Annotated in this window: 21 protein-coding genes; 13 read left to right on the top strand and 8 right to left on the bottom strand. The window is 71.3% G+C overall.

Features of this window, described 5'->3' with window-relative positions; all coding sequences use genetic code 11:
- The first annotated feature begins 50 nt into the window (after positions 1-50).
- Both ACHMXE_RS12345 and ACHMXE_RS12340 read left to right on the top strand, forming a co-directional pair.
- Positions 51-3,002: a DNA topoisomerase III gene (locus ACHMXE_RS12345; RefSeq protein WP_203203399.1), complete on the top strand. Its 2,952-nt coding sequence runs from the start codon at positions 51-53 to the stop codon at positions 3,000-3,002.
- 3 nt (positions 3,003-3,005) lie between these two features.
- Positions 3,006-3,992, top strand: a complete 987-nt coding sequence (locus tag ACHMXE_RS12340; protein WP_203203400.1) for a tripartite tricarboxylate transporter substrate binding protein — start codon at positions 3,006-3,008, stop codon at positions 3,990-3,992.
- A gap of 12 nt (positions 3,993-4,004) precedes the next feature.
- Here ACHMXE_RS12340 and ACHMXE_RS12335 read toward each other — a convergent pair whose 3' ends face one another.
- The gene (locus ACHMXE_RS12335; RefSeq protein WP_203203401.1) at positions 4,005-4,868 is read right to left on the bottom strand and encodes an oxidoreductase; all 864 of its coding nucleotides are present in this window, start codon (positions 4,866-4,868) and stop codon (positions 4,005-4,007) included.
- 227 nt (positions 4,869-5,095) lie between these two features.
- Between ACHMXE_RS12335 and ACHMXE_RS12330 the strand changes: the two genes are divergently transcribed.
- Positions 5,096-5,275 carry a hypothetical protein gene (locus ACHMXE_RS12330; protein ID WP_057593714.1) on the top strand — a complete coding sequence of 60 codons (180 nt, stop codon included), beginning with the start codon at positions 5,096-5,098 and terminating at the stop codon, positions 5,273-5,275.
- 13 nt (positions 5,276-5,288) lie between these two features.
- On the opposite strand, the gene ACHMXE_RS12325 is transcribed toward ACHMXE_RS12330, so the two are convergent.
- Entirely contained in the window at positions 5,289-6,182 is an 894-nt protein-coding gene (locus ACHMXE_RS12325; RefSeq protein WP_203203402.1) for a gamma-glutamyl-gamma-aminobutyrate hydrolase family protein, read from the bottom strand.
- Positions 6,183-6,288: 106 nt separating this feature from the next.
- On the opposite strand from ACHMXE_RS12325, the gene ACHMXE_RS12320 reads away from it, so the two are divergent.
- A complete protein-coding gene (locus tag ACHMXE_RS12320; RefSeq protein ID WP_203203403.1) occupies positions 6,289-7,344 on the top strand; it encodes a sugar phosphate isomerase/epimerase in 1,056 nt (351 codons plus the stop codon).
- 9 nt (positions 7,345-7,353) lie between these two features.
- On the opposite strand, the gene ACHMXE_RS12315 is transcribed toward ACHMXE_RS12320, so the two are convergent.
- Both ACHMXE_RS12315 and ACHMXE_RS12310 read right to left on the bottom strand, forming a co-directional pair.
- Complete coding sequence (locus ACHMXE_RS12315; RefSeq protein WP_395349617.1) at positions 7,354-8,445, bottom strand: catalase family protein; 1,092 nt, start codon at positions 8,443-8,445, stop codon at positions 7,354-7,356.
- Positions 8,446-8,558: 113 nt separating this feature from the next.
- A complete protein-coding gene (locus ACHMXE_RS12310) occupies positions 8,559-10,052 on the bottom strand; it encodes a PLP-dependent aminotransferase family protein (RefSeq protein WP_395349616.1) in 1,494 nt (497 codons plus the stop codon).
- An 83-nt stretch (positions 10,053-10,135) separates the two neighbouring features.
- Here ACHMXE_RS12310 and ACHMXE_RS12305 point away from each other — a divergent pair, with 83 nt between their 5' ends.
- The 3 genes from ACHMXE_RS12305 to dbpA all read left to right on the top strand — a co-directional run bounded on the left by ACHMXE_RS12305 (position 10,136) and on the right by dbpA (position 13,616).
- Positions 10,136-11,380 carry an MFS transporter gene (locus ACHMXE_RS12305; RefSeq protein WP_395349615.1) on the top strand — a complete coding sequence of 415 codons (1,245 nt, stop codon included), beginning with the start codon at positions 10,136-10,138 and terminating at the stop codon, positions 11,378-11,380.
- Positions 11,381-11,796: 416 nt separating this feature from the next.
- Entirely contained in the window at positions 11,797-12,072 is a 276-nt protein-coding gene (infA, locus tag ACHMXE_RS12300) for a translation initiation factor IF-1 (RefSeq protein ID WP_093351558.1), read from the top strand.
- A gap of 137 nt (positions 12,073-12,209) precedes the next feature.
- Positions 12,210-13,616, top strand: a complete 1,407-nt coding sequence (gene dbpA / locus ACHMXE_RS12295; protein WP_395349614.1) for an ATP-dependent RNA helicase DbpA — start codon at positions 12,210-12,212, stop codon at positions 13,614-13,616.
- Here the strand turns inward: dbpA and ACHMXE_RS12290 are convergent.
- Positions 13,591-15,039 carry an MATE family efflux transporter gene (locus ACHMXE_RS12290; protein ID WP_395349613.1) on the bottom strand — a complete coding sequence of 483 codons (1,449 nt, stop codon included), beginning with the start codon at positions 15,037-15,039 and terminating at the stop codon, positions 13,591-13,593. The two genes, dbpA and ACHMXE_RS12290, sit on opposite strands and share 26 nt — an antisense overlap.
- A gap of 85 nt (positions 15,040-15,124) precedes the next feature.
- On the opposite strand from ACHMXE_RS12290, the gene ACHMXE_RS12285 reads away from it, so the two are divergent.
- The 4 genes from ACHMXE_RS12285 (at position 15,125) to ACHMXE_RS12270 (ending at position 18,026) form a co-directional block, all read left to right on the top strand.
- Positions 15,125-15,295, top strand: a complete 171-nt coding sequence (locus ACHMXE_RS12285) for a hypothetical protein (protein ID WP_172705803.1) — start codon at positions 15,125-15,127, stop codon at positions 15,293-15,295.
- A 111-nt stretch (positions 15,296-15,406) separates the two neighbouring features.
- Complete coding sequence (locus ACHMXE_RS12280) at positions 15,407-15,727, top strand: hypothetical protein (protein WP_209540152.1); 321 nt, start codon at positions 15,407-15,409, stop codon at positions 15,725-15,727.
- 17 nt (positions 15,728-15,744) lie between these two features.
- Positions 15,745-16,752 carry a MerR family transcriptional regulator gene (locus ACHMXE_RS12275; RefSeq protein WP_395349612.1) on the top strand — a complete coding sequence of 336 codons (1,008 nt, stop codon included), beginning with the start codon at positions 15,745-15,747 and terminating at the stop codon, positions 16,750-16,752.
- A gap of 56 nt (positions 16,753-16,808) precedes the next feature.
- Positions 16,809-18,026 carry an acyltransferase family protein gene (locus tag ACHMXE_RS12270; protein WP_395349611.1) on the top strand — a complete coding sequence of 406 codons (1,218 nt, stop codon included), beginning with the start codon at positions 16,809-16,811 and terminating at the stop codon, positions 18,024-18,026.
- Here ACHMXE_RS12270 and ACHMXE_RS12265 read toward each other — a convergent pair.
- Entirely contained in the window at positions 17,963-18,850 is an 888-nt protein-coding gene (locus ACHMXE_RS12265) for a LysR family transcriptional regulator (RefSeq protein ID WP_209540155.1), read from the bottom strand. The genes ACHMXE_RS12270 and ACHMXE_RS12265 overlap by 64 nt on opposite strands.
- A gap of 130 nt (positions 18,851-18,980) precedes the next feature.
- Here ACHMXE_RS12265 and ACHMXE_RS12260 point away from each other — a divergent pair, with 130 nt between their 5' ends.
- Positions 18,981-19,844, top strand: a complete 864-nt coding sequence (locus tag ACHMXE_RS12260; RefSeq protein ID WP_057597912.1) for an EamA family transporter — start codon at positions 18,981-18,983, stop codon at positions 19,842-19,844.
- A 4-nt stretch (positions 19,845-19,848) separates the two neighbouring features.
- Here the strand turns inward: ACHMXE_RS12260 and ACHMXE_RS12255 are convergent, their stop codons facing one another.
- Complete coding sequence (locus tag ACHMXE_RS12255) at positions 19,849-20,772, bottom strand: fatty acid desaturase family protein (RefSeq protein WP_395349610.1); 924 nt, start codon at positions 20,770-20,772, stop codon at positions 19,849-19,851.
- A gap of 96 nt (positions 20,773-20,868) precedes the next feature.
- Between ACHMXE_RS12255 and ACHMXE_RS12250 the strand changes: the two genes are divergently transcribed.
- Positions 20,869-21,090: a 4-oxalocrotonate tautomerase family protein gene (locus ACHMXE_RS12250; RefSeq protein WP_203203414.1), complete on the top strand. Its 222-nt coding sequence runs from the start codon at positions 20,869-20,871 to the stop codon at positions 21,088-21,090.
- Here ACHMXE_RS12250 and ACHMXE_RS12245 read toward each other — a convergent pair.
- Entirely contained in the window at positions 21,087-21,761 is a 675-nt protein-coding gene (locus ACHMXE_RS12245) for a GntR family transcriptional regulator (RefSeq protein ID WP_209540158.1), read from the bottom strand. The two genes, ACHMXE_RS12250 and ACHMXE_RS12245, sit on opposite strands and share 4 nt — an antisense overlap.
- Between the last annotated feature and the right edge of the window lie 20 nt (positions 21,762-21,781).

The following is a 21,781-nucleotide window of genomic DNA, read 5'->3' as shown; positions in this document are numbered from 1 at the left end:
TGCGCGCATGGCCCGCGAGCCGGCTTGGCGAAACAGTTGAGAGAGCACAGATGACGAAGACATTGGTTATTGCAGAAAAACCGTCGGTGGCGCAGGACATCGTGCGTGCGCTCACGCCGGTGGCCGGCAAGTTCGACAAGCACGACGAGCACTTCGAGAACGACCAGTACGTCGTGACCAGTGCCGTCGGCCACCTGGTGGAAATCCAGGCGCCCGAGGAGTTCGACGTCAAGCGCGGCAAGTGGAGCTTCGCCAACCTGCCGGTGATCCCGCCGCACTTCGACCTCAAGCCGGTGGACAAGACCAAGACCCGCCTCAACGCGGTGGTCAAGCAGGCCAAGCGCAAGGACGTGACCCAGCTCGTGAACGCCTGCGACGCGGGCCGCGAGGGCGAACTGATCTTCCGCCTGATCGAGCAGTACGCCGGCGGCAAGACGGGCCTGAACAAGCCGGTGCGCCGGTTGTGGCTGCAGTCGATGACGCCGCAGGCGATCCGCGACGGCTTCGACTCGCTGCGCACCGAGAAGCAGATGCAGGGCCTGGCCGATGCCGCGCGCTCGCGCTCCGAGGCCGACTGGCTCGTGGGCATCAACGGCACGCGCGCGATGACGGCCTTCAACTCGCGCGACGGCGGCTTCTTCCTCACCACCGTGGGCCGGGTGCAGACGCCCACGCTGTCGGTGGTGGTCGAGCGCGAGGAGCAGATCCGCAAGTTCGTCTCGCGCGACTACTGGGAAGTGCACGCCAGCTTCCTGGCCGAAGCCGGCCACTATCCGGGCAAGTGGTTCGACCCGGCCTGGAAGAAGGCCAGCGCCCCGCTGCTGCCCAGCGGCGAGCCCGACCCCGAGCAACGCGCCGACCGGATCTGGAACGAGCGCGACGCGCTCGCCATCGCGCAGGCCGCGCGCGGCAAGCCCGCCAGCGTCACGGAAGAAAGCAAGCCCACCACCCAGGCCTCGCCCCAGCTGTTCGACCTGACCTCGCTGCAGCGCGAGGCCAACAGCCGCTTCGGCTTCTCGGCCAAGACCACGCTGGCGCTGGCCCAGAGCCTGTACGAACGTCACAAGGCACTGACCTACCCGCGGACCGACTCGCGCGCCCTGCCCGAGGACTACCTGCCGGTGGTCAAGCAGACCATGGGCATGCTCGCCACCAGCGGCATGCGCCACCTCGCGCCGTTCGCGCAGCAGGCGATCGACCAGAACTACGTGAAGCCGAGCAAGCGCATCTTCGACAACGCGAAGGTGTCGGATCACTTCGCGATCATCCCGACCCTGCAGGCGCCCAGCGGCCTGTCGGAAGCCGAGCAGCGCCTGTACGACTTCGTGGTGCGCCGCTTCCTGTCGGTGTTCTTCCCGAGCGCCGAATACCAGGTCACGACCCGCGTCAGCACGGTGGCGCAAGCTGGCAAGAACTACGCCTTCCGCTCCGACGGTAAGGTGCTGGTCAAGCCGGGCTGGCTCGCGATCTACGGCAAGGAAGCCGTCAGCGACGACGACGAGAAGGACGGCAAGAACCTGGTGCCGGTGAAGCCCGGCGAGATGGTGCTGGCCGAGACGGTCGACACCAAGGGCCTGAAGACGCGCCCGCCGGCGCGCTACTCCGAAGCCACGCTGCTCGGCGCCATGGAAGGCGCGGGCAAGACCATCGACGACGAGGAACTGCGCGAGGCCATGCAGGAGAAGGGCCTGGGCACGCCAGCCACGCGCGCGGCCACCATCGAAGGCCTGATCGCCGAGAAGTACATGCTGCGCGAGGGTCGCGAGCTGATCCCGACCGCCAAGGCCTTCCAGCTCATGACGCTGCTGCGCGGCCTCGGCGTGGAGGAACTCTCCAAGGCCGAGCTCACCGGCGAATGGGAATACAAGCTCGCGCAGATGGAGAAGGGGTCGCTGAGCCGCGACGCCTTCATGCGCGAGATCGCGGCGATGACCGAGCACATCGTCAAGAAGGCCAAGGAGTACGACCGCGACACCGTGCCCGGCGACTACACGACCCTGGCCACGCCCTGCCCCAACTGCGGCGGCGTGGTGAAGGAGAACTACCGCCGCTACGGCTGCACCGGCAAGAGCGGCACCGGCGAGGACGCCTGCGGCTTCTCGTTCGGCAAGTCGCCGGCCGGGCGCACCTTCGAGGTCGCCGAGGCCGAGGCGCTCCTGCGCGACAAGCACATCGGCCCGCTCGAGGGCTTCCGCTCCAAGGCCGGCTGGCCCTTCACCTCCGAGATCATCCTCAAGTACGACGAGGAGGCGAAGAACTGGAAGCTGGAGTTCGACTTCGGCGACGACAAGAACGAGGACAGCGGCGAGATCATCGACTTCAGCGAGCAGGACACGGTCGGCCCCTGCCCGATCTGCGGCGCGCCGGTGTTCGAGCACGGCAGCAACTACGTCTGCGAGAAGTCGGTGCCGACCCAGGCCCAGCCCACGCCGAGCTGCACCTTCAAGACCGGCAAGATCATCCTGCAGCAGCCGGTGGAGCGCGCGCAGATGGAGAAGCTGCTGGCCACCGGCAAGACCGACCTGCTCGACAAGTTCGTCTCGATGCGCACGCGCCGCGCCTTCAAGGCCTTCCTGACCTGGAATGCGGAAGAAGGCAAGGTGACCTTCGAGTTCGCGCCACGCGAGGGCGGCAGCAAATTCCCGCCGCGCAAGACCTTCGGCAAGGCCGCGCCGGCCGGCAAGACCGCGGCCGCCAAGAAGGTGGCGGCGAAGAAGGCGCCCGCGGCCAAGAAGGCTCCGGCCGAGAAGAAGGCGCCGCGCAAGACCGGCGCCGGCCTCAAGCCCAGCGACGCGCTCGCCGCGGTGATCGGCAACGAGCCGGTGGCGCGCACCGAGGTGGTCAAGAAGCTCTGGGACTACATCAAGGCCAACGGCCTGCAGGATGCGAAGGACAAGCGCTCGATCAATGCCGACGCCAAGCTCAAGCCGGTGTTCGGCAAGGACCAGGTGACGATGTTCGAACTCGCCGGCATCGTGGGCAAGCACCTCACGGCGCTCTGAGTCATGCGGCGCAGACGCTTCGCAGGCACGGCCGCCGGCCTCGCGCTGGCACTGCTGTCCGCCTGGGTCCCGGCCCAGGCCGCCGACTGGCCCGACAAGCCCGTCAAGCTGGTGGTGCCCTTCCCGCCCGGGCAGGCCACCGACATCTTCGCGCGCGCGCTCGCCGAGCAGCTCGGCCGCCGGCTGGGCCAGCCGGTGATCGTCGACAACAAGGCCGGCGCCGGCAGCAACATCGGCACCGAGTTCGTGGTGCGTTCCGCGCCCGACGGGTACACGCTGGTGGTGGCCGGCAGCGCGATGGCGGTCAACCAGACGCTCTACGCCAAGCCCGGCTTCGACCCGCGCCGCGACCTCGTGGGCATCTCGCTGATCGCGAAGGTGCCGCTGGTGTTCCTCGCCACGCCCGAGAGCGGCATCCGCACGCTGGGCGAACTCACGGCGCGCGCCAAGGCCGAGCCCGGCCGGCTCAGCTACGCGAGCGCCGGCATCGGCGGCACGCAGCATCTGTCGGGCGAGATGTACAAGTCGGCGGCGCATGTGTTCATCACGCACATTCCGTACCGGGGCAGCGGGCCCGCGCAGGCCGACTTCCTCGGCAACCAGGTGCCGCTGATGATCGATTCGGTGACCGCCGCGCTGCCGCACATCAAGGCCGGCAAGGCGATCCCGCTGGCCGTGACCTCGGCCACGCGCTCCTCGCAGCTGCCCGATGTGCCCACCGTGCGCGAGAGCGGCGTGGCCGGCACGCGCGACTTCGAGGCCGTGGGCTGGCTCGGCCTGATGGCGCCGCGCGGCACGCCACCCGAGGTGCTGGCACGCCTGAACCGCGAAGTGACCGAGATCCTCAAGAGCGAGCAGATGGCGCGCTTCATGCGCGAGCGCGGCTCGGAGCCGGCGCCCACGACCGGGCCCGAGTTCGACCGCTTCGTCGCGAGCGAGATCGGACTCTGGGGCGCGGCCGTCAAGGCCTCGGGCGCGAAGCCCGAATAGGCTGCGGCGCGATCAGGCCGGCGTGAAGTCGGTCGACAGCGACAGCGACTCCCACGCGCGCAGCTCCGCCTGCAGCGCGGCCAGCTTCTCGTGCACCGCCTTCACCGCGTCGCTGCCCAGCAGCAGGTGCGCGGGCGGCTTCGGCGCCTCGACGATGCGCAGCATGGCGCGCGCGGCCTTCACCGGATCGCCCGCCTGCTTGCCGCTGCGCGCCAGCCGCGCCGCGCGCACCGGGCCCAGCACGGGTTCATAGTCGGCGATGGTCTGCGGCGCGCGCACCATCGAGCGGCCGGCCCAGTCGGTGCGAAAGCCGCCAGGCTCCACTGCCGTGACATGGATGCCGAAGCCCGCCACTTCCTTGCCGAGCGCCTCGGAGAGGCCCTCGAGCGCGAACTTGCTGCCGTGGTAGATGCCGAGCCCCGGGAAGGTGACGATGCCGCCCATCGAGGTGATGTTGAGGATGTGGCCGCGGCGGCGCGCGCGCATGAAGGGCAGCACGGCCCGGGCGACGGCCACCGCGCCGAACACGTTGACCTCGAACTGCCGGCGCACCTCGTCGAGCGAGGATTCCTCGAGCGTGCCTTCGTGGCCGTAGCCGGCGTTGTTGACCAGCACGTCGATGGCGCCGATGCCGGCCTCGACCTCGGCCACCACGCGCTCGACCTCGTCGTGGCGCGTCACGTCGAGCAGGCGGCCGAAGGAGCGGCCGGGTTGCAGCGCGTCGAAGGCGGCGCGCGCGGTCTCATCGCGCAGGGTGCCGATCACGCGGTGGCCGGCGGCCAGCGCCTCCTGCGCGAGCGCGCGGCCGAAGCCGGTGCTCACGCCGGTGATGAACCAGGTGCGCTGCGGTGAAGAAGAAGCGGGAGCGGATGTCATGGCGGTGTTCTCTGGGTGTTGTGTGCCCTGAATGTGCGCCCGGCTTGCGCCTTTGATAAGCCGCCCGGCGAGCGAAGCGGCTTGCAGTTTTTCTTCAAGATCGCGCGCGGCGGGAACCCGGCTTGCCGCCGCGGCACCAACGACAAGACCCCGCGCGCGGGGTCTTGTTACATGCGCGCCATGATGCGCGGCCTATAGTCGTTCGATCCACCCCTGGGACAGATTCCATGAAGTCATTGATTGCCACCGCCTTCGCCCTCGCCATGGGCTTCTCGCTCGCGGGCTGTGCCTCGTCCTCGCGCACCGCCGATGCCGGCGGCACCGCGTCGTCGGGCAGCGGCGTGACGGTGTTCGGCACCATCGACGCCGGCGTCAGCGGCTACTCGACCAAGTCCGAGCGCCGCTGAACCGGCGCGGCGCTCAGCGGCGACGCCGCAGCAGCGCCTGCTGCAGCACGCGCGCCGCGCGGTCGCGGATCTTGCCGGGCGCGCCGCGCAGCGTGGTCTTCGGCGCCACCTTGGCGGTGGCGCAGGCCCACAGGAAGTCGTGCAGGATCGGCGTGTCGTCCACGGTCTCGGTGCTGCCGTACTTGTGGAATTCGGGATGCCACTGCGTGGCCGCGATGTAGCTGCGGCCGCGCTCGGGCCGGCGGCGGATCGCCTCGGCCACCCGGTCGGGCAGGCTCCAGGCCTCGACCTCGAAACCCGGCGCGAGGTCCTTCACGCCCTGGTGATGGATGCTGTTGACGCGCGCGGTCTGCACCTCGGGATAGAGCTTCGCGAGCCGCGTGCCGGGCACGATGCCGATCTGGTGGAAGTTCTGGTCGTAGGTCACCGGGTCGCGGTGGCGCAGCGTCTCGGGATGGCCGTGCTGCTCCTCGATGTCCTGGTAGAGCGTGCCGCCGAAGGCCACGTTGATGAGCTGCAGCCCGCGGCACACGCCGAAGATCGGCTTGCCGGCCTGCTCGAAGGCCTCGACCAGCGCGAGGTCGTAGAGGTCGCGCAGGCGGTCGCCGATCCAGGCGTCCTTCAGCGGCACCTCGCCGTAGCTGCCGGGCCAGACGTCGGCCCCGCCGTGCATCACCACGCCGTCGAGCCACTCGGCGTAGTGCGACAGCTTGGTGTCGCCGCGCGCGGTCTCGCCCGTGGGGCAGGGCACCATCACCACCATCGCGCCGGCCGACATCAGCCAGTGGGCGATCGACTGCTCGACGTACTGCAGGGTCTTGTTGGTGAACAGCGAGCGCGCCGGATCGGCGTGCGAGAAGCAGGCGGACAAACCGATCTTGAGTCGGGCGGAGACGGGCTGGGGCATCTCGATGGGTTCCCTGTGAGCGAAATTCATTCTGCGCCCACCGAACTTCGGTCGTGTGTCAGCCGAACCCGCGAAGTATCCTGTCGGGCCCACAAGGAGACACCGCATGCAGACGATCAAGGGGCCCGCCATCTTCCTGGCCCAGTTCGCGGGCGATACCGCGCCCTTCAACTCGCTCGACGCGATCGCGGGCTGGGCCGCGGGCCTGGGCTACAAGGGCGTGCAGATCCCGAGCTGGGACGCGCGTCTGATCGACCTGAAGAAGGCCGCCGAGAGCAGGACCTACTGCGAGGAGATCCAGGGCACGCTGGCCGCGCACGGCCTGTCGATCACCGAGCTATCGACCCATCTGCAGGGTCAACTCGTCGCGGTGCACCCGGCCTACGACGCGGGCTTCGACGGCTTCGCGGCGCCCGAGGTGCGCGGCAATCCGTCGGCGCGCCAGCAATGGGCGGTGCAGCAGCTGCACTACGCGGCGAAGGCCTCGGCCAACCTCGGCCTCACGGCGCACGCGACCTTCTCGGGCGCGCTGGCCTGGCCCTACCTGTACTCGTGGCCGCCGCGCCCGCCGGGACTGATCGAGGAAGCCTTCGACGAGCTCGCACGGCGCTGGCGCCCGATCCTCGATGCCTTCGACGCGGTGGGCGTGGACGTGGGCTACGAGATCCATCCGGGCGAGGACCTGCACGACGGCGTGAGCTACGAGATGTTCCTCGAGCGCGTGAACAACCATCCGCGCGCCTGCCTGCTCTACGACCCGAGCCACTTCGTGCTGCAGCAGCTCGACTACCTGGCCTACATCGACCACTTCCACGAGCGCATCAAGATCTTTCACGTGAAGGACGCCGAGTTCAATCCGACCGGCAAGCAGGGCGTGTACGGCGGCTTCCAGAAATGGATCGACCGCGCCGGGCGCTTCCGCTCGCTGGGTGACGGGCAGGTCGACTTCAAGGCCATCTTCTCGAAGATGGCGCAGTACGACTTCCCGGGCTGGGCGGTGCTCGAGTGGGAGTGCTGCATCAAGCATCCCGAGGACGGCGCGCGCGAGGGCGCGAAGTTCATCGCCGACCACATCATCCGCGTGGCCGACCGGGCCTTCGACGACTTCGCGGCCGGCGGTGTGGACGTGGCCGCCAACCGGCGCGTGCTCGGGCTCGACTGAGGCCGCCGCTCAGCGGTGCAACGGGCAGCCGTTGCGCTCACCGCGAAATTCCGACGAGGCCGCATAGGCCGCCTTGCGCGCACGCATCACGCCGCCCAGCGGCCGGTGCGCCGCGAGCGCATGCCAGGGACTGAAAGCCATGCCGTCGTCCATCTCGCGCGACAGCTCCGCGCTCCAGCCCGCCTGCGGCGGCGCCAGCACGCGCGCGATCGTCACGTAGGGACTGAGTTCCTGCGGCCATTCGACCGAGGCGTCCTCGACCGGCATGCGCTCGAGGTCGACGCACAGCTGGGCCCGCAGTTCCCACTCGCCGCCGTGATCTCGCAGGAAGTCCATCACCGCCTCGCGCGTGCCGTCGGGCTTGCCGTCCAGATGCAGTTCCGCGTTCTCGAGCGCAACCAGCGCCTCGGACACCGGCGCGAGCTGCAGCTTGGCGATGTGATCGCCGAAGCGGATCGGCACCTGGGTGAAGAAGGTGGCGCCCAGCGGATGGGTCAGCGGATGCGCGCCCAGCGCGACCAGCTTCGGGCTCGAGCCGCCCGCCACCTCGATCAGCTTCTCGATGCTCTGCAATACGCCCGACAGCAGCAGCTTGCCGGTGGGCGCGCGGTCGGTGGTGGCCGCGAGCAGCTTGAGGCTGCGCAGGAAGCCGCGCGCATCGGGCGCGACGAACACCGGGCCGTCGACGAACAGGAAGTCCTGCGTGGTCTGGTCCTCGGAGCCCTCGACGCGCTCGCCCTCGACGTCGAACACCTTGAGCGCCATGCCGCGCGGCAGCGAGATGCGGTCGTCGAGCACCTCGGCCGGCGGCGTCGACAGCCGCATCGCCGCGCGATGGCGACCCGGCGTGGCGAACAGGCCCTGTGCGTAGGCGGGCGGCAGGCCCTCGGGCACGACGAGTTCGGCCTGCAGCAGGCCATGGCTCTTGGCGTGCACGGCGCGCATGGCGTGGCCGGCATGCTCGGCCACGGTCTGCGCCATGTCGCGCAAGGTGGCGACCAGTTCGATCTGGGTCTGGGCCTCGTCCTCGCGCTCGGTCTCCACGGCGGGGTCGAAGCGCACGGGGGCGAGCGTTGGCGTGGGCGTAGCGGTTTGGTTCATGGTCGGGGCTCCTTGGGCATCCTGGGCCGAACCATTGAGCGCGGTGCGACCGGCGCGCGATGTAGGCCGTCGGCTCCCGTGGCTGCGCTCGACCGCCTGCACGGCGGGCCGCGTCAGCCGGCGCGCGCGAGTTGCGCCACGCGCCGGATCGCGTCGTCGATGCGCGCGGCCTCGATCAGCCCGTAGCCGAAGGCCAGGCCCTCGGGCGCGTCGGCCACGCGCGGGTCGAAGGCATAGCGCGACAGCGGCGCCAGCGCGATGCCGGCCTCGGCCGCGCGCCGCGCCAGCGCCTCGGCGCGCAGCGGCGCATGCAGCCAGGCCGACAGGTGCAGGCCGGCCTGCGAGGGAATGGCCTCGAACAGGTCCGCGCCATGGCGCACCAGCGCCTCGAGCAGCGCGCGGCGGCGCTCCCCGTAGACCTTGCGCATCCTGCGGATGTGGCGCGCCAGGTGGCCCTCGGCGATGAAGTCGGCCAGCGCGTCCTGGCCCAGCACCGGGCTGTGCCAGTCGGCCAGCTCGCGCATGCGCACCAGCGCCGCGCGCGCCCACGGCGGCGCCACCACGAAGCCCAGGCGCAGCGCGGGAAAGAGGCTCTTCGAGAAGGTGCCCACGTAGCAGACCGAGTCGGCACGGTCCAGCGTCTGCAGCGCGTCGAGCGGGCGGCCGGCGAAGCGGAATTCGCTGTCGTAGTCGTCCTCGATCACCACCGCTTGGCGCTCGCGCGCGAAGGCCAGCAGCGCGGCGCGCCGCGGCGTCGACATGGCGACGCCGGTGGGGAACTGGTGCGAGGGCGTCACGCAGATCACGCGCGCCTCGGCCGGCAGCCGGTCGACGCACAGGCCCTCGGCGTCGGTGGGCACGGGCACCACCTTCGCGCCCGCGGCCGCCAGGGCCTCGCGCAGCGAGGGATAGGACAGCTGCTCGACCGCCACCACCGTGCGCCCCGGCACCACGAGGATGCGCGCGAGCAGCCCGAAGGCCTGCTGCGCGCCGGCGGTGACGACGATGTCGTCGGCACCGCAGCCAACCGCGCGCGTGAACGACACGTGGCGCGCGATCGCCTCGCGCAGCGCCGGCTGGCCGCGCGGGTCGGCGTACTGCGCCGCTTCGCCGCCGCCGCGCGCGATGCGGCGCAGCGCGCGGTCGGACAGCCGGCGCCAGATGTCGAAGGGCAGCGCGCTCGCATCGGGCAGGCCGACGCGGAAATCGTCGCGCGCCGGGCGCTGCTGCAGCGTGGGCGGCAGGTCGGCGCCGGGGACACGCGGCGGGACCAGGCGTGGATCGCGGCGCGGTGCGGCGGCCTCGGTGGGCGCGGCGGTGCGCGGCGACCGGCCGCGACGCGAGGCCGGCAGGGTGTCGGCCACGTAGGTGCCGGCCCCGGGGCGGGCGACCAGATAGCCCTCGCTGAGCAGCAGGTCGTAGGCCGCCAGCATGGTGTTGCGCGACACGCCCAGGCGCTGCGCGAGCGCGCGCGTGGCGGGCAGGCGGGCGCCGGGCCGCAGCCGGCCGTCGAGGATGGCGGCGTGCAGCTGCCGGTGCAGCTCGCGCAGCAGTTCGCGCGAGCCGGCTGCGGGCAGCTGCAGGGACAGCTCGAAAAGTGGCTCCATGGAATTGGCGGATTGTGGTTCTTTTTGGGAACCGAATCGCAAGCCTACGCTGGACCCCATCGAATGCTCGATGGAGAAACGCCATGCACCACGACCCCGCCCCCTCTTCTTCCGCCGCGCCCGAGCGCCTGCCGCCGAGCCTCGCCTGGCTCGCGCTCGGCGCCTTCGCGATCGGCACCGAGAGCTTCATCGTCGCGGGCCTGCTGCCCGTGCTCGCGGCCGACCTGCGGATCAGCCCCACGCATGCGGGCCAGCTCGTGCTGCTGTTCGCGCTCAGCTATGCGATCGGCTCGCCGCTGATGGCCGCGGCCTGCGCGCGCTTCGGCCGCCGGCCGCTGCTGGTCGCGAGCCTCGCGGCCTTCAGCGGCCTGACGCTGCTGGCGTCGATGGCGCAGGGCTTCGGCCAGCTCGCGCTGGCGCGTCTCGCGCTGGGCCTGGTGGCGGGCGTGTTCGTGCCGACCGCGAGCGCGGTGGCGGCTTCGCTGGTGTCGCCCGTGCTGCGCGGCCGGGCGCTGGCGATCGTGACCGGCGGCGGCACGCTGGCGGTGGCGCTCGGCGTGCCGCTGGGCGCCTGGATCGCGGGCTGGGGCGGCTGGCGCACGGCCTACCTGCTGATCGCCGCACTGGGGCTGGTCGCGACCCTGGGGCTCGCGGCCGGATTGCCGCGCCGGCTCGCGGTGGCGGCGCCGGCCTCGTCGGGCGGCGCGGCCTTCGCCGTGCTGCGCGCGCCGGGCGTGCTGGCCGGACTCGGCGTCAGCGTGCTCTGGACCACGGGCGGCTTCAGCTTCTACACCTACATCGCCCTCTTCCTCTCGCGCACGGTGGGCATCGGCCCCGAAGGCATCGGCGCGGTCTTCGTCGCCATCGGCGTGGCGGCGGCGCTCGGCACCGCGGCCGGCGGCTGGGCCACCGACCGTTTCGGCGCCGACCGGGTGGCACGCGGCTTCGCGCTGCTGCTGGTGGCGGTCCTCGGCGGGTTGTCGCTCGCGGCCCAGGCGCTGCCGGGCGGCCTGGCGCTGCCGACGGTGGTGGGCCTGGCGGCGCTGTGGGGTTTCGCGGGCTGGGGCTTCGGGCCGGCGCAGGCGGTGCGGCTGATCCGGCTGGCGCCCGAGCGCGCGCCGATGACACTGTCGCTCAACGCCTCGGCGATCTACCTCGGGATCGCGGCCGGCTCGCTGTTCGGCGGCGTGGCGATCGCGTGGTTCGGCGTGAGCACCGTCGGCTGGGTGGGCGCGGCCTGCCAGCTGGCCGGCGTGCTGCTGCTGGCCCATGGCCGCCGACGCGGCGGCGGCACGGTCGCGCGGGTCGGGGAGCCCGCGGCGGCCTGAGGGCTTTCAGCTACCCTTTTGATAGCAATATCGATCGATTTTGTCGCGCGTTCGCGCCAGTCCCGGCCGAAACCTGAGCAACAGTCATGCCAGTCCGGTTAGAATGCCGGGTTCGTTTCGATACTACGACGAAGTCTTTTCTCGTCACCCCACCGGTTGGCCGATTGGCACCGAGGCCCCCTGAACCCGATTTGAAATCCCCGGGTTCCGCACCTCCCCCGCCAGGCACGCCGGTTCTTGCCGTGTGTTGGAGCGCCAGTTCCGGCGCCCATGATCGCCACCACGGTCTTCGTTCATGTTGAAGCGAGCAGAGCGCGTCCCCGCTGCGCCGTGTGTGTCGGCCGGCCGTCGCGCCTGAAACCAAACACGACGGATTTCATTCATATCCAACAGACAACGAAGATTCGAGGTAAAGCATGCCGAAGGAAGAACTGATCGAAATGAACGGCGCAGTGACCGAAGTCCTGCCCGATTCGCGCTACCGCGTCACGCTCGACAACGGTCACCAGCTGATCGCCTACAGCGGCGGCAAGATGCGCAAGCACCACATCCGCATCCTGGCGGGCGACAAGGTGTCGCTGGAACTCTCGCCCTACGACCTGACCAAGGGCCGCATCACGTTCCGCCACCTGGAACGCCGCGGTCCTCCGCCGTCGGGTCCCGGCGGCAACAACGGCGCCCAGCGCCGCTGAACGACCGGCAAGCGCCGACCGTCGCAGCCCCCGAGGGCCTTGCAGCACTGTCGCCCTGGCGGCGGGCTGCAAGGCCCTGATTTTTTGCTCCTCCGACTCTCCTCCAAGCTTCCGCCGGGCCTGCTGGCGGCCATGCCATGACCACCACCTCCCCCGACGATTTCGCCACCCTGCCGCTCGCACCGCAGATGCTGGCCAACCTCGCGCAGCTCGGCTATGCGCGCATGACGCCGATCCAGGCCGCGAGCCTGCCGGTCGCGCTGCTCGGCAAGGACCTGATCGCCCAGGCCAAGACCGGCAGCGGCAAGACCGCCGCCTTCGCGCTGGCGCTGCTGGCCAACCTCAATCCGCGCCGCTTCGCGGTGCAGGCGATGGTGCTGTGCCCGACGCGCGAACTGGCCGACCAGGTCACGACCGAGATCCGCCGGCTGGCGCGCGCGGAAGAGAACATCAAGGTGGTCACGCTGTGCGGCGGCGTCGCGCTGCGCGGGCAGACCGCGAGCCTGGAGCACGGCGCCCACGTGGTGGTGGGCACGCCGGGGCGGATCATGGACCACCTCGAGCGCGAGAACCTCGTGCTCGACGCGCTCAACACGCTGGTGCTCGACGAGGCCGACCGCATGCTCGACATGGGCTTCTTCGACGACATCGTCACCGTGGCGCGCCAGTGCCCGAAGGAGCGCCAGACGCTGCTGTTCTCGGCCACCTACCCCGAAGGCATCGCCAAGCTCGCGCAGCAGTTCATGAAGGACCCGCAGCAGATCGCGGTGCAGGCCCAGCACACGGGCAGCGCGATCCGCCAGCGCTGGTACCAGGTCAAGGACAACGAGCGGCTGCACACCGTGAGCCGGCTGCTCGACCACTTCCGTCCGGCCAGCACGCTGGCCTTCTGCAACACCAAGCAGCAGTGCCGCGACCTGGTCGAGGTGCTCAAGGCGCAGGGCTTCAGCGCGCTCGCGCTGTTCGGCGAACTCGAGCAGCGCGAGCGCGACCAGGTGCTGGTGCAGTTCGCCAACCGCAGCTGCTCGGTGCTGGTGGCCACCGACGTGGCGGCGCGCGGGCTGGACATCGCGCAGCTCGAGGCCGTGATCAACGTCGACGTGACGCCCGATGCCGAGGTGCACGTGCACCGCATCGGCCGCACCGGCCGCGTCGGCCAGCAGGGCGGCGCCGAGGGTCTGGCGCTGAACCTCGCGAGCATGGACGAGATGGGCTTCGTCGGAAAGATCGAGCAGCTGCAGGGCCGCGAGTCCGAATGGCACGAACTGGCCGAGCTCACGCCCGGCAAGGGCGCGCCGCTCGCGCCGGCGATGGCCACGCTGCAGATCGTGGGCGGGCGCAAGGAGAAGATCCGCGCCGGCGACGTGCTGGGCGCGCTGACCGGCGACTGCGGCTATGCGAAGGAGCAGGTCGGCAAGATCAACGTCAACGAGTACTCGACCTACGTCGCGGTCGATCGCGGCATCGCCGCCGAGGCGGCGCGCAAGCTCAACGACGGCCGCATCAAGGGCAAGAGCGTCAAGGTCCGGCTGCTGGATCTCTGAGGTCGCCCGCGAGCGCCGCCGCGCCGCCGGCGGCCGAGGTCGGCGCGACCGGTGCGTCGAGCACCGGCACCGCGCCTTCGGGCGGCGCCGGCGCAAGGTCTTCGCGCAGCGCCAGCCGGTTCGCAAGCCGGAACGCCACCGTCACCGCGAGCACTCCGAAGATCGAGGCGCCCACCGCCTGCCCGATCAGCACGCCCGCCGCGCCGTACTGCGCACCCCACCAGACGAAGGGCACCGTGCCCACGGTCGCGCGGCCCCAGTTGAAGACCGTCGACAGCAGCGGATGGCCGAGGTTGTTGAACGAGGCATTGGCCACGAACAGGCCGCCCGCGAAGAAGAAGCTGGCCGCCAGCCAGCTGCAGAACAGCGCGATCAGCTCGGCCGAGACGCCGTCGGCCGAGAAGGCGCGGATCAGGACGTCCTGCCCCAGCGCCAGCACCGCCCAGGCCACCGCCACCGACACGCCCATGACCAGCAGGCTGTCGCGCAGCCCCTGGCGCACGCGCCGGTACTGCCCGGCGCCGAGGTTCTGCGCCAGGATGGGCCCGACCGCGCCGCTCAGCGCATAGACCAGCCCGAAGGCCACCGGGCTCACGCGGTCGATGGTGGCGGCGCCGGCCACGGCCGCGGGCCCGAACTGCGCGATGCTGTGGGTGACGAAGGCGGCGCTCACCGGCGTCGCGAGATTGGTGAGCACCGCCGGCCCGGCCACCGCGGCCATCGCGCGGGCGTCGGCGCCCAGCTGCTTCGGCTCGAAGCGGCCCAGCATGCGGTGCCGCACCGCCACGCCGTGCAGCCCGACCGCGGCCAGCGCCAGCCGCGAGAACACGGCGCTCACGGCGGCGCCGTCGAGCCCCATGCCGAAGCCGAAGATCAGGATCGGGTCGAGCACCGCGGTGACGAAGGCGCCGACCAGCGTGACCATCATCGCGCGCCGCGCATCGCCGACCGCGCGCAACAGGGCCGAGCAGGCCATGCCCAACCCGAGCAGCGGCATCGTGTGCACGGTGATCGCGAGGTAGCGCTGCGCGAAGCGCGCGGTCTCGCCCTCGGCACCCAGCGCATGCACGGCCGGGCCGAGGAAGAAGGCGGTGCCGCTGCCCGCCACCAGCGAGATCGCCGCCATCAGCACCAGGCTCGCGGTGGCGATGCGGCGCGCGTCGTGCGCGCGGCCCGCGCCCACGGTGCGCGAGACCACGGCCGCGATGCCGATCATCAGCCCGATGCACAGCGAGGTGTGGAAGAAGCCGACCACGCCCGCGAAACCCACGGCCGCGGCGATGGCTTTCTCGCCGAGCAGCGAGATGTAGAACAGGTTGATCAGGTCGACCGCGAACACCGCGATCAGGCCGATGGCGCCGGTGCCCGCCATCACGCAGACATGCCGCAGCAGCGAGCCCGTGACGAACCTCGGCCGGGCCATGCTCCCCCCATCGCGCTTTCTGGCATGCAAAATCCTCGCTGTGGCCTAATTACGCCTTCGAACTTCACTTTTACCCGAGCTTTCCATGCCCAAGAAAATCCGTACCGAAGCCGACCGTCTCGCCAGCCCGAAGCCCGTGCCCCTGCCCGGCTTCACCCTGCCGCGCAACGGTGGCGGCCAGAAGGTCAGCCTCGAGCGCGGCACCGCGACGCGCAGCAAGAAGAACCCCGGCAAGCGCGCCAAGAAGGGCGGCTGATCCGGCCTTCGCCGCCACGGCCCGCCGGGCCGGTGGCGCGAAACCCCGACAAACGCGCCCGCGGGCGCGTTTCGTCGTCGATGGGGCCCCTGCCGCGGCTATGAGGCTTCGATGTCCGACGACAACCAGATCCTGATCCCGCCCTCGTTCTTCGCCGTCTACACCGACGCGCGGCAGCGGCTGCGCGAACCCATCGGCGTGGTGCGCGAGCGCTACGAGATCTGCGAGGACCTGGCCAGCCACCTGGTGGGCCATGCGCAGATCCAGCACCACACCGAGGTGCCGGTCGAGAGCGAGATCCTGGCGCGCATCCGCGCCGGCCTGGCCGTGCCCGAGGCGGGCCTGCAGCCGGCCGAGGCCGACTGGGTGGTGCAGCGGCTGGCCGAGCTGCTGGGCTGGCCCGGGCCCGAACCGGTGCCGTCCGAAGACTGAACCCCGGCGGCGCCGCCATGCTGCTCCAGGTCGGCGAACTCGCGCGGCGCACCGGGCTCACGGTGCGCACGCTCCATCACTACGACGCGATCGGCCTGCTCGCGCCGTCGGCGCGCTCGGAGGCCGGCTACCGGCTCTACGGCCCGGACGACATCGCGCGACTGCATGCGATCCAGGCGCTGCGGCTGCTCGGGCTGCCGCTGGCCGAGATCGGCGGGCTGCTGGGCGCGGGCGGCGAATCGCTGCCCGCGATCGTCGCGCGCCAGATCGCCGCGCTCGACCGGCAGATCGCGCAGGCCACGGCGCTGCGCGAGCGGCTCGCGCTGCTCGAACAGCGGCTGGCCGAGGGCGGCCGGCCCGACACCGTCGACTGGCTCGCGACGCTCGAGCAGATGAGCACCTACGGCCGCTACTTCAGCCCCGAGGAGATCCGCGCGCTGATGGCGAACTGGAAGGCCGTGGCCGACCAGTGGCCGCCGCTGATCGCCGAGCTGAGCGAGCGCATGGCGCGCGGCGTGCCGGCCGATGCGCTCGAGCTGCAGCCGCTGGCCGCGCGCTGGATGACGCTGATGGGCCAGTGGATGGACGGCAACTACGACTTGATCGAGCGCTGGGGCGAGATGTACCGCAGCGAGCCGGTGGCGCGGCGCGACGACGGCCCCTCGGCCGCGCTGATCGGCTACATCGAGCAGGCCATCGGCCTGCGCATGGCCGCGCTGCTGCGCCACCTCGACGCCGAGGACTTCGCGCGCCTGGGCACGCCGCCCGACGCGGCCTGGCGCCGGCTCTCGGGCGAACTCGAGGCCCTGCAGGCCCGGGGCGCGGCGCCCGGCGACCCGGCCGTGCAGGCGATCGCGCGCGAATGGGCCGCGCTGTTTAATGCCTTCTGCGACCACGACCCGGGCATCGCGGGCCGGCTGATGCAGGCCATGGCCACCGAGCCCGTGCTGCAGGCCGCGGCGGTGACGCCGCCGCCGGTGCGCGAGCTGCTGCTGCGCGCCATGGCGACGCTGCGCGCGGCCTGAAAAACACGCTCGCCCCCGCTTGACCCTGACGTTGCGTGAGGCCCAACAGTGGCCGCATGAACAACGCCAACACCCCTCCTTCCGCCCCTCAACGGCTGCACGCGCTCGACAACCTGCGCGCCCTCATGATGTGGCTGGGCATCGTGCTGCACGTGGCCCTCAACCACCTCACCGTCGCCTCGCCGCTGCCCTGGCGCGACCCGCAGACCTCGCGCGTCGCCGACCTGCTGCTGCTGTTCATCCACAGCTTCCGCATGCCGGTGTTCTTCGTGCTCGCGGGCTTCTTCGTCTCGCTGCTGGTCGAGCGGCGCGGCGCCGGCGCCATGCTGCGCAATCGCGCGCTGCGGCTCGCCCTGCCCTTCGCGCTGTTCTGGCCGCCGCTGTTCGTGCTGACCACGCTGCTCGCGATGGTCTACATCCACCTCACGGTGCGCGGCGTGCCAGGGCTCGATGCGGCGCTGGCGCCGCCGCGCCCGCCGGGCGGCTCGCCGTTCAACACGCTGCACCTGTGGTTCATCTACCAGCTGTTCTGGTTCTGCATGCTGGCCTGGGCCGGCGCGAAGCTCGGTCGCTTCGTGCCGGCGCGGCTGCGCGCGGGCTTCGAGCGCGGCTTCGGGCTGCTGGCGCGCCAACCCTGGGGCGTCCTGGTGCTGGCGCTGCCGCTGGCCGTGGCCGGGTCCTTCCATCCCACGGGCCTGGCGCCGCAGAGCGGCTCCTTCCTGCCGCCCTGGGGCGAATGGGTGCACAGCGGCCTGTTCTTCGTGTTCGGCCTGTGCCTGCACGGGCGGCAGGAACTGCTCGCGCGTTTCGCGGCGCGCTGCCAGCTCCTGGCGCTCGCGGGCCTGGGCTTCTTCGGCGCGACGCTCGTGCTGCTGGGCGCCGCGCGCGGCACGGCGCCCTTGCCGCATGCCGCGTTCTGGATCGCCTTCGCCTACGGCACCGCCGCCTGGCTCTGGAGCCTGGCGCTGATCGGCGCCTTCGTGCGCTGGCTGCCGCGGCGCAACGGCGTGCTCGACTACCTCTCGCGCAGCTCGTACTGGGTCTACCTGGTCCACATGCTCGGCACCGTCGGCTTCGGCGTGCTGCTGTTCCATGCGCCGCTCGGTGCGCTCGCGAAGATGGGCCTGAACATCGCGGCCACCTCGCTCGCCGCGCTCGCGAGCTACGAGCTGCTGGCGCGCCGCACGCCCATCGGCCGGCTGCTCAACGGTCAGCCCGAGGCGAAGCGCTCGAGCAGGAAGTCGACGAAGGCGCGCGTCTTCGCGGCCAGGTGACGCGAGGGATAGACGGCATAGACCGGCGTGCGGTCGGCCTCCCAGTCCTCGAGCACCGCCTCGAGCCGGCCCGCGGCCAGCTCGTGCGCGACGTAGATGCGCGGGATCAGGCTCAGGCCGAAGCCCGCGAGCAGCGCGTCGCGCACCGCGAGGCTGGAGCTGACCTTGTAGCGCCCGTCGACCGGCACCGCCACGCTGCGGCCGGCACGGCGAAAGGTCCACTTGTGGGCATGGCCCGAGAGCGTGAACTGCACGCAGTCGAAGGCCTTCAGGTCCTCGGGCCGCGCGGGCCGGCCGCGGGCGGCGAAATAGGCCGGCGCGCCGCACAGCACGTGGGTCATGGTCGTGAGCTCGCGCGCCACCAGGCTCGAGTCCTCGAGCCGGTCGCTGCCGCGGATCGCGAGGTCGTATCCGCCGCCGATCAGGTCGGTGCGCGCGTCCTGCAGGTCGAGCTCGAGCCTGAGGTTCGGATGGCGCTCCATGAAGGCCGGGATGCCGGGCGAGATGCAGGTCAGCGCGAAGGTCAGCGGCGCGCTGACCCGCAGCACGCCCGAGGGGCTGCTGCCCATGGGCGCGAGCGCGGCGTCGGCCTCGCTCAGGTCGTCGAGGATGCGCGAGAGCCGCTGGTGGTAGGCGGCGCCGGCCTCGGTGAGGCTCATGCTGCGCGTGGTGCGGTTGATGAGCCGCACCTTCAGGTGCGCCTCGAGCTCGGCGATGTTCTTGCTGACCGCGGCGGCCGACAGCCCGAGCTGGCGCGCCGCGCCGGCGAAGCTGCCGCTGGCGGCGGCGGTGCGGAAGACCTTGAGGGCGGTGAGATGGTCCATGATTCACAACCATTGGTAATGAATCAATTCATTATTCAGACATTCACAACCAACGGTCAATTGAATAGATTCAAGCCTCCATGACCGACATCACCGACCGCAGCGCCCGCCCTCCCGCCGGGGCGCCGACATCCTGCTGACCGCCGCCGCGCCCGCGATCTGGGGCAGCACCTACATCGTCACCACCGAGCTGCTGCCCGCGAACTACCCGCTCACGGTGGCCATGCTGCGCGCGCTGCCCGCGGGCCTGCTGCTGCTGGCCATCGTGCGGCAGCTGCCCGAACGCGCCTGGTGGGGCCGCATCCTGGTGCTGGGCGCGCTCAATTTCTCGCTGCTGTGGGCGATGCTGTTCATCGCGGCGTACCGGCTGCCGGGCGGGGTGGCGGCCACGATCACCTCGCTGCAGCCGCTGATGGTGGTGTTCCTCGCGAGCGCGCTGCTCGGCACGCGGGTGCGCGCGCTGTCGGTGGTGGCGGCCGCGGTGGGCTTCGGCGGCGTGGCGCTGCTGGTGCTCACGCCGCAGGCCAGGCTCGACGCGGTGGGCATCGCAGCGGCGCTCGCGGGCGCGGTGTCGATGGCCTTCGGCACCGTGCTGGCGCGGCGCTGGCAGCCGCCGGTCTCGGCGCTGACCTTCACCGCCTGGCAGCTCACCGCGGGCGGCCTGCTGCTGCTGCCGGTGGCGCTGTGGCTCGAACCGGCGCTGCCGCCGCTCACGGCCACCAACTGGCTGGGCTTCGGCTGGCTCGGGCTGGTGGGCGCCGCGCTGACCTACATCCTGTGGTTCCGTGGCGTGGCGCGGCTGGAGCCGGCCGCCATCGCCTCGCTGGCCTTCCTGAGCCCGGTGACGGCCGTGATCCTCGGCTGGGTGCTGCTGGGCCAGCGGCTGTCGCCGCTGCAGGTGGCGGGCATCGCCATCGTGATCGCGAGCATCTGGCTGAGCCAGCATGCGCAGCGCGGCGCGCTGCCCACGGCGGCGCGGCCGGCTACGCGCTGAAGCTTCAGGCGGCCGTGGCCTGCCTCAGCAGGCTCAGGTAGCCGGGCTGCACCTCCATGCGCGCGGTGGTGCCGCCGCGCTGCAGCAACCGGTGCGCCCGCGGCAGGCTCCAGCACGGCAGGCTGGTGAACATGTGGTGCTCGCAGTGATAGTTGACCCAGTAGGGCGCGATGAAGATGCGCTCGGCCAGGTTGGCATGCGTGGTGCGCGCCTGGCGCAGCGGATCGGCCTCGTTCTGCGCCACCAGCGCATGCTCGGCGATGTTGCGCACCCGGCTCACGAGCGGCAGCCAGGTCGCCATGGGCAGCAGCCACATCAGGACCCAGGCCCACCCGTAGCCGGCCAGCGCGAAGGCCAGCAGCCCGAGGCCGTTGGCGAGAAAGAAGCGCCGGTCCTTCGCGAGTTCGCGGCCGAACGCCTTGAACGCCGATTCGCCCGGCGCGCGCCGGCGAATGCCTTCGGCGATATGACCGAAGCGCTGCTTGTAGAAGGTCTGGCCGCTGAGGTCGCGCACCACCTTGCGCCACATCGAGGCGCGCGAGATCGGGAACGGCGCCGACAGCACGAGGTCGGGGTCCTCAGTCTGCTGCACGAAGCGGTGGTGCTGCAGGTGGTAGGGCCGGTAGTCGCGCAGGGTCGACGAGCACAGCCAGTGGCCGACCCAGTCGTTGACGCGCCGGTTGCGGTGCAGCCCGGCATGGGCCGCGTCGTGCATCAGGATGAACAGGCCGAGCTGGCGCGCGCCGACGATCGGCACCATCAACGGAAGGGTCCACGGCCAGACGATGCCCACCAGCATCGCGAGGCCGATGACGCCCCAGCAGTGCGCGACCAGCCACAGCCCCTTCCACGACGAGCGCGCGGTCAGCGCCTGCCATTCGTCGGTGCTGAAGAAATCCTCGGGACGGGCTCGGGGTGCGGCGGCCATCGGGCCAGTATGCGCCGCGGGTTGGCGCGGCGCACGCGGAATTCCCCGGGGCCGGCTGGCGAGAATCGGCGCTCCTCGACCTGAAGGACACCCACCATGCCCCTCGTGACCATCCGCCTCGCGCGCCGCGAAACACCGGCCACGCGCGAACAGAAAGCCGCGCTGATCGCCGGCGCCACCCGGCTGCTGCAGGAGGTGCTCGGCAAGCGCCCCGAGGACGTGACGGTGCTGATCGACGAGATCGATCCCGACAACTGGGGCCAGGGCGGCGAGAGCGCGACGGTGCTGCGGCAGCGGCGCCAGGGCGCAGCCTCCTAGCGGTCGATGATCTTGCGCGCGAAGCGCTCGAGGTAGTCCATCAGCCGGTCGGCGCCCGCGGTGGCGGCGGCCTCGTCGCCGGTGGCGATGCCCTGCGCCAGTTCGAGGTGGGCGTTGGCGCCCTCGACGATCTCGCCCTGGTGCTGGTAGGCGTACCAGAAGCGGCGGCACTGCACGATCAGCGGCGTGACGGCCTTGACGGCCGAGTCGTTGTGGCTGGCCTGGTGGTTCACCAGGTCGAGCGCATGGTCGGCGCGCATGTAGCCGTCGAGGTCGCCGCGCGCGGCCGCCTCCACCATCTGCTCGGCGCAGCGCACGATCTCCTTGCGCTGCGGCGCGGTGGCGCGGCGCGCGGAGCAGGTGGCGATCAGCTGCTCGAGCACGCGGCGCGTCTGCACCACGTCGAGGTGGTCGGCGAGGTCGATGGTCGACACCAGCAGGCCGCGGCGCGCCTGCTGCACGACCAGGCCGATCGACACCATGCGCATCAGCGCCTCGCGCACCGGCGTGCGGCCCAGGCCGGTGCGCTCGGCCAGCTCGGCTTCGACGATCTGGCTGCCGGGCTCGAGCTGCAGCGTGGACAGCAGGGTCTCGATGGCGTCGTAGGCCATGTCGGCGGCGCGGCGCTTGGGGGCGGACGCGGGGGCAGGGACGGTGATCGGAGCAGCCATGGAGGTTCGGGGAACGCGGA

This window comes from Variovorax sp. UC122_21 (assembly GCF_044056785.1).
Classification (GTDB): domain Bacteria; phylum Pseudomonadota; class Gammaproteobacteria; order Burkholderiales; family Burkholderiaceae_C; genus Variovorax.
This window is presented reverse-complemented; position numbering and strand designations above follow the sequence as displayed.

What these genes read in the sequence shown, in the direction of transcription:
- ACHMXE_RS12285 (WP_172705803.1), top strand. Translation starts at nt 15,125, where the DNA reads ATGCCCAAGAAAATCCGTACCGAAGCCGACCGTCTCGCCAGCCCGAAG.
- ACHMXE_RS12320 (WP_203203403.1), top strand. Translation starts at nt 6,289, where the DNA reads ATGCAGACGATCAAGGGGCCCGCCATCTTCCTGGCCCAGTTCGCGGGC.
- ACHMXE_RS12305 (WP_395349615.1), top strand. Translation starts at nt 10,136, where the DNA reads ATGCACCACGACCCCGCCCCCTCTTCTTCCGCCGCGCCCGAGCGCCTG.
- ACHMXE_RS12265 (WP_209540155.1), bottom strand. Translation starts at nt 18,850, where the DNA reads ATGGACCATCTCACCGCCCTCAAGGTCTTCCGCACCGCCGCCGCCAGC.
- dbpA (WP_395349614.1), top strand. Translation starts at nt 12,210, where the DNA reads ATGACCACCACCTCCCCCGACGATTTCGCCACCCTGCCGCTCGCACCG.
- ACHMXE_RS12315 (WP_395349617.1), bottom strand. Translation starts at nt 8,445, where the DNA reads ATGAACCAAACCGCTACGCCCACGCCAACGCTCGCCCCCGTGCGCTTC.
- ACHMXE_RS12325 (WP_203203402.1), bottom strand. Translation starts at nt 6,182, where the DNA reads ATGCCCCAGCCCGTCTCCGCCCGACTCAAGATCGGTTTGTCCGCCTGC.
- infA (WP_093351558.1), top strand. Translation starts at nt 11,797, where the DNA reads ATGCCGAAGGAAGAACTGATCGAAATGAACGGCGCAGTGACCGAAGTC.
- ACHMXE_RS12250 (WP_203203414.1), top strand. Translation starts at nt 20,869, where the DNA reads ATGCCCCTCGTGACCATCCGCCTCGCGCGCCGCGAAACACCGGCCACG.
- ACHMXE_RS12275 (WP_395349612.1), top strand. Translation starts at nt 15,745, where the DNA reads ATGCTGCTCCAGGTCGGCGAACTCGCGCGGCGCACCGGGCTCACGGTG.
- ACHMXE_RS12335 (WP_203203401.1), bottom strand. Translation starts at nt 4,868, where the DNA reads ATGACATCCGCTCCCGCTTCTTCTTCACCGCAGCGCACCTGGTTCATC.
- ACHMXE_RS12290 (WP_395349613.1), bottom strand. Translation starts at nt 15,039, where the DNA reads ATGGCCCGGCCGAGGTTCGTCACGGGCTCGCTGCTGCGGCATGTCTGC.
- ACHMXE_RS12330 (WP_057593714.1), top strand. Translation starts at nt 5,096, where the DNA reads ATGAAGTCATTGATTGCCACCGCCTTCGCCCTCGCCATGGGCTTCTCG.
- ACHMXE_RS12255 (WP_395349610.1), bottom strand. Translation starts at nt 20,772, where the DNA reads ATGGCCGCCGCACCCCGAGCCCGTCCCGAGGATTTCTTCAGCACCGAC.
- ACHMXE_RS12340 (WP_203203400.1), top strand. Translation starts at nt 3,006, where the DNA reads ATGCGGCGCAGACGCTTCGCAGGCACGGCCGCCGGCCTCGCGCTGGCA.
- ACHMXE_RS12280 (WP_209540152.1), top strand. Translation starts at nt 15,407, where the DNA reads ATGTCCGACGACAACCAGATCCTGATCCCGCCCTCGTTCTTCGCCGTC.
- ACHMXE_RS12310 (WP_395349616.1), bottom strand. Translation starts at nt 10,052, where the DNA reads ATGGAGCCACTTTTCGAGCTGTCCCTGCAGCTGCCCGCAGCCGGCTCG.
- ACHMXE_RS12245 (WP_209540158.1), bottom strand. Translation starts at nt 21,761, where the DNA reads ATGGCTGCTCCGATCACCGTCCCTGCCCCCGCGTCCGCCCCCAAGCGC.
- ACHMXE_RS12345 (WP_203203399.1), top strand. Translation starts at nt 51, where the DNA reads ATGACGAAGACATTGGTTATTGCAGAAAAACCGTCGGTGGCGCAGGAC.
- ACHMXE_RS12270 (WP_395349611.1), top strand. Translation starts at nt 16,809, where the DNA reads ATGAACAACGCCAACACCCCTCCTTCCGCCCCTCAACGGCTGCACGCG.